At 44.5% G+C, this 6,119-nt stretch carries 4 protein-coding genes; 3 read left to right on the top strand and 1 reads right to left on the bottom strand.

All coding sequences use genetic code 11. The features are described from left to right. Window positions 1-1,136, bottom strand: a 1,136-nt coding sequence (locus IQ260_RS26265) for a LamG domain-containing protein (RefSeq protein WP_193996039.1), incomplete at its 3' end; no start/stop codon positions are given. Window positions 1,137-2,059: 923 nt separating this feature from the next. On the opposite strand from IQ260_RS26265, the gene IQ260_RS26260 reads away from it, so the two are divergent. The 3 genes from IQ260_RS26260 to IQ260_RS26250 form a co-directional block, all read left to right on the top strand. Continuing rightward, on the top strand, window positions 2,060-3,583 hold the full coding sequence (locus tag IQ260_RS26260) for a hydroxysqualene dehydroxylase (RefSeq protein WP_193996038.1): 1,524 nt from the start codon (window positions 2,060-2,062) through the stop codon (window positions 3,581-3,583). Window positions 3,584-3,844: 261 nt separating this feature from the next. Beyond that, on the top strand, window positions 3,845-4,846 hold the full coding sequence (locus IQ260_RS26255) for an AAA family ATPase (RefSeq protein ID WP_193996037.1): 1,002 nt from the start codon (window positions 3,845-3,847) through the stop codon (window positions 4,844-4,846). Between the two features lie 2 nt (window positions 4,847-4,848). Further along, window positions 4,849-6,119: S8 family peptidase (locus tag IQ260_RS26250; RefSeq protein WP_193996036.1), on the top strand; the 1,271-nt coding region annotated here is incomplete at its 3' end.

The raw sequence follows: 6,119 nt of genomic DNA, 5'->3' as shown, positions 1-6,119 counted from the left end.
AAAGGATCGTTTACCTGATCGGCACCGGGAATCAGCTGTAGCCCAGACTGCTGTAGATTGTAGTGAAATTTGAAAAGCTCGTTTAATCCCTGCTGTGGCGCTGTGGTGAGACTAGACTTACCCAGGCTCAAAAATTGACCATTCGGGGCTTTGATCATCCACTTGCCGGTAAAGGGGTCGCCAACGGTGGACCATATACGGATGGACTTTGGAAAGTTCTTAATCCGGGAGTGACGCATATCGGGCAGGTCGGCATAGCACTTTTGAGCGATACCCCCAAAATTAGGTTGATCATAGAGGGTGACGCCGGTATTGTTACCTACCCGCAGCTGCTTAAAGCTGCTGGAAAATTGGCCGAGATTATCAATATTTTGGTTGAGAATGACGGCGGCCTTATCGGCACCCACCAGCTCAATTTCGCCTTCGCGCAAGGGTCGATTCACAGGTGGAACCAGGGCTTTGATCTCGGCATCGCTGAGGGCTGTGTGGTAGATGCGCAGGTCTTCGTATTGGGCCTTTGGAGTCAACCGTCTGGAACGCCCCAGCCTGACATCAGCGTTGTTGTTAATGTTGGCCACACCGGTTTTTGATGTCGCTTCCGCTTCAAGTACCCCATCAATGTAAATCTTGATGGTGCGTCCTTGCCTAACAACAGCTACATGAAACCATGTCCCCATTGATAGAGGCTTAGTGGCCACTTTCACATAGTGTTTGGCCTTACTATTTTCATCGACATGGAAAAAGATTCTGCCTTGCATAAGTCGCACGGAGAAGAAATTACCGTGTCCCTGCATTACCTGATCACCGATAATGTCAAGTTCAGATAAAAGCTTTTTGAAGTTGACTATGACCTTCCCGCCTTTGCGCCTGCCTTTGAGCGCACCTTTGGGGATGCTTGGAAGACCGAGACTCCTCATGCCAAACGCTACAGTAAAGTCGCTGGTACCAAATTGACCCACCTCTTTACCCAAATTGACATGGGCATTGCCGCCAACTAAATGAATGGCATTGCCAATGCGGCCATGGCCTTTTAATGTGGCCTTAGAAAGGCGAGATTGATCACCGCTTACGGCATCTACGGTTGTTGTTCCCTGTCTTTCATTAAACTGCCAGTGGTACTTAGGTTGAACGGTCATGGAGGTTTTCCTGTTGTGAATTGTTGTGAGCTATAAGTACTTGAACCTTGACCACATCAAAACCAGCGTCTTCTCTGAAGAAAACCCTCAGGCTTGAAATTAGGTTTGGTTCAAATGAATTGGTGCAACTTTAGAGGTATTTAGGTCATCAAAGAGCCACGCAGAAGATTACTTCCATCTATGTTGTTTGGATTCCAGAAACCATGAAAAAAATGTTTTTAGAATCTAGAGTGAGAAGGATTTTATCGGTAGATCTTTCTTCTTCGGTAGACTAAAAGCAAAATTTCAAAAAGATATTGACACACTCAAAATCCCCTAATAGAGAGGGCATGTAAGTGTGTTGTTGTGAATATTCTTTTTGAGGTAGAGCACAAAATATAGATAAACAATTGCTTTTCAATGAAAATCCCATACGTGAAAATCTCACGTATGCATAAAGCTGGATAAGAACATAACTGGCTATCAATTATGGATACGAATAATAGTTAAACTTGGATGACTTTAATTTTTAGCACTTGTCGAATGTTTTCTATTTAGATTAGACAAACCACCACCAAGCAAGCGCTCCATAAATCAGCCCGTGATGTTCAACGTGAACCTCCTCATATCAATCAATAGTTACCTATGTGACTATTAATACGAACGAGGGGGCGATTTGGATTAAAAATATTTAAGCGGACACGGATAAAGCCCCTGGCCTTTAGTCATTCTTAAAATCTTGTTCAACAACAACATGATGAACAAGACCTCACGCTAATAGACGCTGGCCAACAGGTATAGCATCATTCAAAGTCAGGTTAAAGTTGTGGTCATAGGCTGCGATCGCAATAACGGCATTTAACTGACCCAGATGCATCTCTGCATTAGATAAATTTCTGATCTACAGTACAGAAGTAATCAATAATGTAGATCAGAGCATTCCCATGGGCCTAACCACACCCCCCAAAAAAGTAATCATTGTCGGGGCTGGCTGGGCCGGACTGGGAGCCACCTATCACCTGACGAAACAAGGATACGACGTCACCCTGCTTGAAGCCGGACCCCAGCCCGGTGGTTTAGTCGCTGGGTGGAAAACACCGGGTGGACGTTCCGTAGAGGCCGGTATCCACGGTTTCTGGTACCCCTACAACAATATTTTTTCCCTAGTAGACGAGCTGGGCATTCAGCCCTTTACGCCCTACACCCGGTCGTCTCAGTATTCACCCGCCGGTCTGGAGGTGGAGTCGCCGCTGTTTCAGGCGATGCCCTACTTGCCTAGTCCGTTGGGTACCTTCGCCTACACTCGGTTTAAGCGCCTGCCCCTGGCTGACCGGCTAACGGCGCTGCCGCTGCTCTATGCGGTGATCGACTTCGACAACTCCGATGATGCCTGGAAACGCTACGACGGCATGACTGCCCGCGAGCTGTTTAAGCAGTACGGCGTGTCAGAGCGTCTGTACAAAGAATCGTTTGAGCCCATGCTGCTAGTGGGGCTGTTTGCGCCAGGCGAGCAATGTTCAGCCGCTGCCGCCATTGGTATGCTGTATTACTTTATTTTGGCCCACCAGCCTGACTTTGACGTGCGCTGGTGTCGGGGTACCGTAGGGGAGATGATCTTTCGTCCCTGGGTCGAGCGGATTGAATCTTTAGGCGGCAAGGTACTGGCTAACCGTCGTGTGAGCAATGTACGGGTAGAAAATAACCGAGTGACAGAGGTGGTATGCACTGGTCTTGATGGAGACGAAACCTTTGAGGCCGATGCGGTGATCTTCTCAGTTGGCATTACCGGTATGAAAAAGATTGTTGCTGGCAGCGAGGCACTGCGCGATCGCTCTGAATTTCGAGATTTACAAAATCTGGGCGGCGTGGACGTGCTGGCCACCCGGTTGTGGTTCGACCGAAAAATTGACGTGCCGCTGCCATCCAATGCCTGCTTTGGCTTTCATCAAACCACCGGCTGGACCTTCTTTGAGCTGAACCAGCTCCATGATGAATATAAAAATGAATCTGGTACCGTTATAGAGGTTGATTATTATCATGCCAATCAACTTTTGCCATTGAGCGACGATCAGATTCTTCCTTTAGTACAGCAGAATCTGGCTGGCTGTATTCCCGCCTTTGCTGAAGCCAAAATAGCTGATCATGCAGTTGTGCGTATACCGCAAGGGGTAAGCCACTTTGCGCCAGGAAGCTATCAGTATCTTCTACCAGCTACTACTAGCTTCGACAATGTCTTTATGGGTGGCGATTGGATTGTTACCCGCCATGGTTCTTGGTCTCAAGAGAAAGCTTATGTAACAGGCTTAGAAGCCGCAAATCAGGTAATGAATTTATTCAATACTGGTGGTACATCAGCAAATATTATTCCTATCGTGCCAGATGAGCCTCATATCCAATTCGCTCGAATCGTTAACCGAAGCTTCCGAGAAGCCATATACCAAGTTCTATCGAAAGTTTGGTTAACGTAAAGAAAGATAACTTTTTCAAAGAAGCAGGTTGATATGAAATCTATCGTCTGCATTCTTGAACAAATTGATTCTTATCCCAATTCTGAAAAATCTGTAAAAGTGTATCCAACAGCATTAGATATATTTTTATAGAAAAGTAAATAATTTTCCTTACAAGAAGGAAGCTAATACCAGATAATTGAGATGTTAATATTCTGCCTATCTTCGATATTAACCAGTATTAGAGGCAAAGGCAGGGTTTATCGAGGGTTCTAAAGCTGTATGTCTACTGCTCGCCATATCATAGCGCTATTAAAAAGCTATGCCGAAGGGCAGGAGCAGCAGTTTCATTCTGCAGCCTTGCAGATGGCAGCACACGAAGCCCGTTTAGGTCATAGAAAGCTAGCACAAGAAATTAAAGCAATAGTCGAGCAGGCTAAAGCTAGCCGTTCAGACATTATTCAAAAAAAGGGACCAGTACCTCTAGTTCAACCAAAGGGAGAACTAGCTAGTATCCTGTCTGCTGGATATCCAAATACTAGGTTGTCAGATATGGTTCTCCCCCACGAACTTGAGAGCCGCTTAAGTCGTATTTTGACAGAGCAAAGACAACGTAATCGTTTAGGTGCATATAATTTGTCACCTCGCCGTAAAATTTTATTGGTAGGGCCTCCAGGAGCTGGAAAAACAATGAGTGCTTCAGCATTAGCTGGAGAGCTACAGTTACCCATATTTACAATCATCTATAGCAGTTTGATTGGTAAGTACATGGGCGAAACTGCCAGCCGCCTTAAACTTGTTTTTGATTCAATGGCCAATACTCGGGGAGTTTATTTCTTTGATGAGTTTGATGCTATAGGTACTCAGCGTAGCAATGTAAATGATGTAGGTGAGATTCGCCGCATCCTAAATTCTTTTTTGCTTTTTATAGAAAATGATGAAAGTGAAAGTTTGATTGTCGCGGCTACCAATCATCCCAACCTGCTAGATCCAGCTCTTTTCCGTAGGTTTGATGATGTACTTGAATATCAGCTTCCTAGCAGAGAAATGGTTCGTCGGCTTGTAGAGAAACGCCTTGGAATGTTCACTATCCAATGGAAAAGCTGGGAAGATATATTGAAAGCATCACAAGGTCTAAGTCCAGCTGATATTATTCGAGCCTCAGATGAGGCCGCCAAACAAGCTGTATTATTTGATACAGAGAAAGTCTCAAAGCAAAGCCTAATAAAAGCTATTTCAGAAAGAAAAAATATTGACTTCGAAAAAGCAAAAATTAATAGTTAAGAATGCCTGATCAGTCACGTAAGTTTCCTCATATTTATCTTCCGGAAAATGGCGAAAGCGAGGATTATACAGACCCAAGGATAGTAAATAATAATCAGGATCCTCCTGGCCGTGATAGGGCTTCGCATGCTAGAGAGCTAGAAAGATCTATTGGTGTAGCATTACAAAAAGCCGAGGCACAGCTAAAGTCTCGTGACCCTGAAATTGCTACTGGAGAGCCAGGATTTTATCTGGAATTTCAAATGCATGCCGATAAATCTAATGCATTTGAAAGCTTACAGAACCGTCAAAAAAAGATTGAGCTTGTTGCAGTCAGAAAAATTCCTGACAAAGAGGATATGCTTTTAGCAACAGTCTTTGTTCCAGAAAAAGCATCTGACTATTTTTCAAGTAAAGTAGCCCAATACCGAGATGAAGATACCAAGAAAGGCAAGCCTCGTCATGAAAAGCTTGTGTCGAGGCTCGAATCTGTTGAACTAGGGGAAGTAAAATCGCTGTTTACAGACGATCCTGCTTTATTCCCTCAGAATGAACAGGAAGTGTGGTGGGAGATTTGGTTACGTAATGAAAGACGTAATTTCTTTGCAAGTACGGCGAAGAAGTTAAATATTCCAATCAAGGATTATCAAATTACTTTTCCAGAACGTGAAGTTGTTCTCGCAATGACCACCGTTCCTCTAATGGCCCGAGTTATCAAAAATTCAGATGCTGTAGCAGAGTTGCGCATTGCAAAAGATACACCATCATTTTTCCTTGAGATGGGACCTTGTGAACAGGAAACATGGGCTGAAGCTTTATCCAAACAACTACTGAAACCAGACGAGCATGCAGTGTCAATATGCTTGCTAGATAGTGGTATAACCCAAAGGCATCTTCTACTTTCGATGGGGCTTGAACCTAACGATATGCATACTGTTGAACCATCTTGGGGAGTTGATGATAGAGGGAATCAGTGGCAAGGACATGGAACAGCCATGGCTGGAATAGCCTTGTATGCTGACTTATTAGGAACACTACAAACTTCAGGGCCAATAAAGCTTTCACATCGTCTTGAGTCGGTCAAAATACTTCCAAATAGCGGACAGAATGAACCAGATTTATACGGCGCAATTACTGAACAGGCAATTTCTTTGCCAGAAATTGAAGCACCAGATCGACATCGAGTTTTCTGTATGGCTGTTACGAGTGATGCTGGCCCTCCAAATATAGGAATACCCTCCTCTTGTTCAGCTGCTGTAGATCAACTGTGGTTCAATGACGGGGACTACACGAT

This window comes from Leptolyngbya cf. ectocarpi LEGE 11479, assembly GCF_015207065.1.
GTDB lineage: Bacteria > Cyanobacteriota > Cyanobacteriia > Phormidesmidales > Phormidesmidaceae > Leptothoe > Leptothoe ectocarpi.
This window is presented reverse-complemented; position numbering and strand designations above follow the sequence as displayed.

Coding starts and splice junctions, on each gene's coding strand:
- IQ260_RS26260 (WP_193996038.1), top strand. CDS start 2,060: ATGGGCCTAACCACACCCCCCAAAAAAGTAATCATTGTCGGGGCTGGC.
- IQ260_RS26255 (WP_193996037.1), top strand. CDS start 3,845: ATGTCTACTGCTCGCCATATCATAGCGCTATTAAAAAGCTATGCCGAA.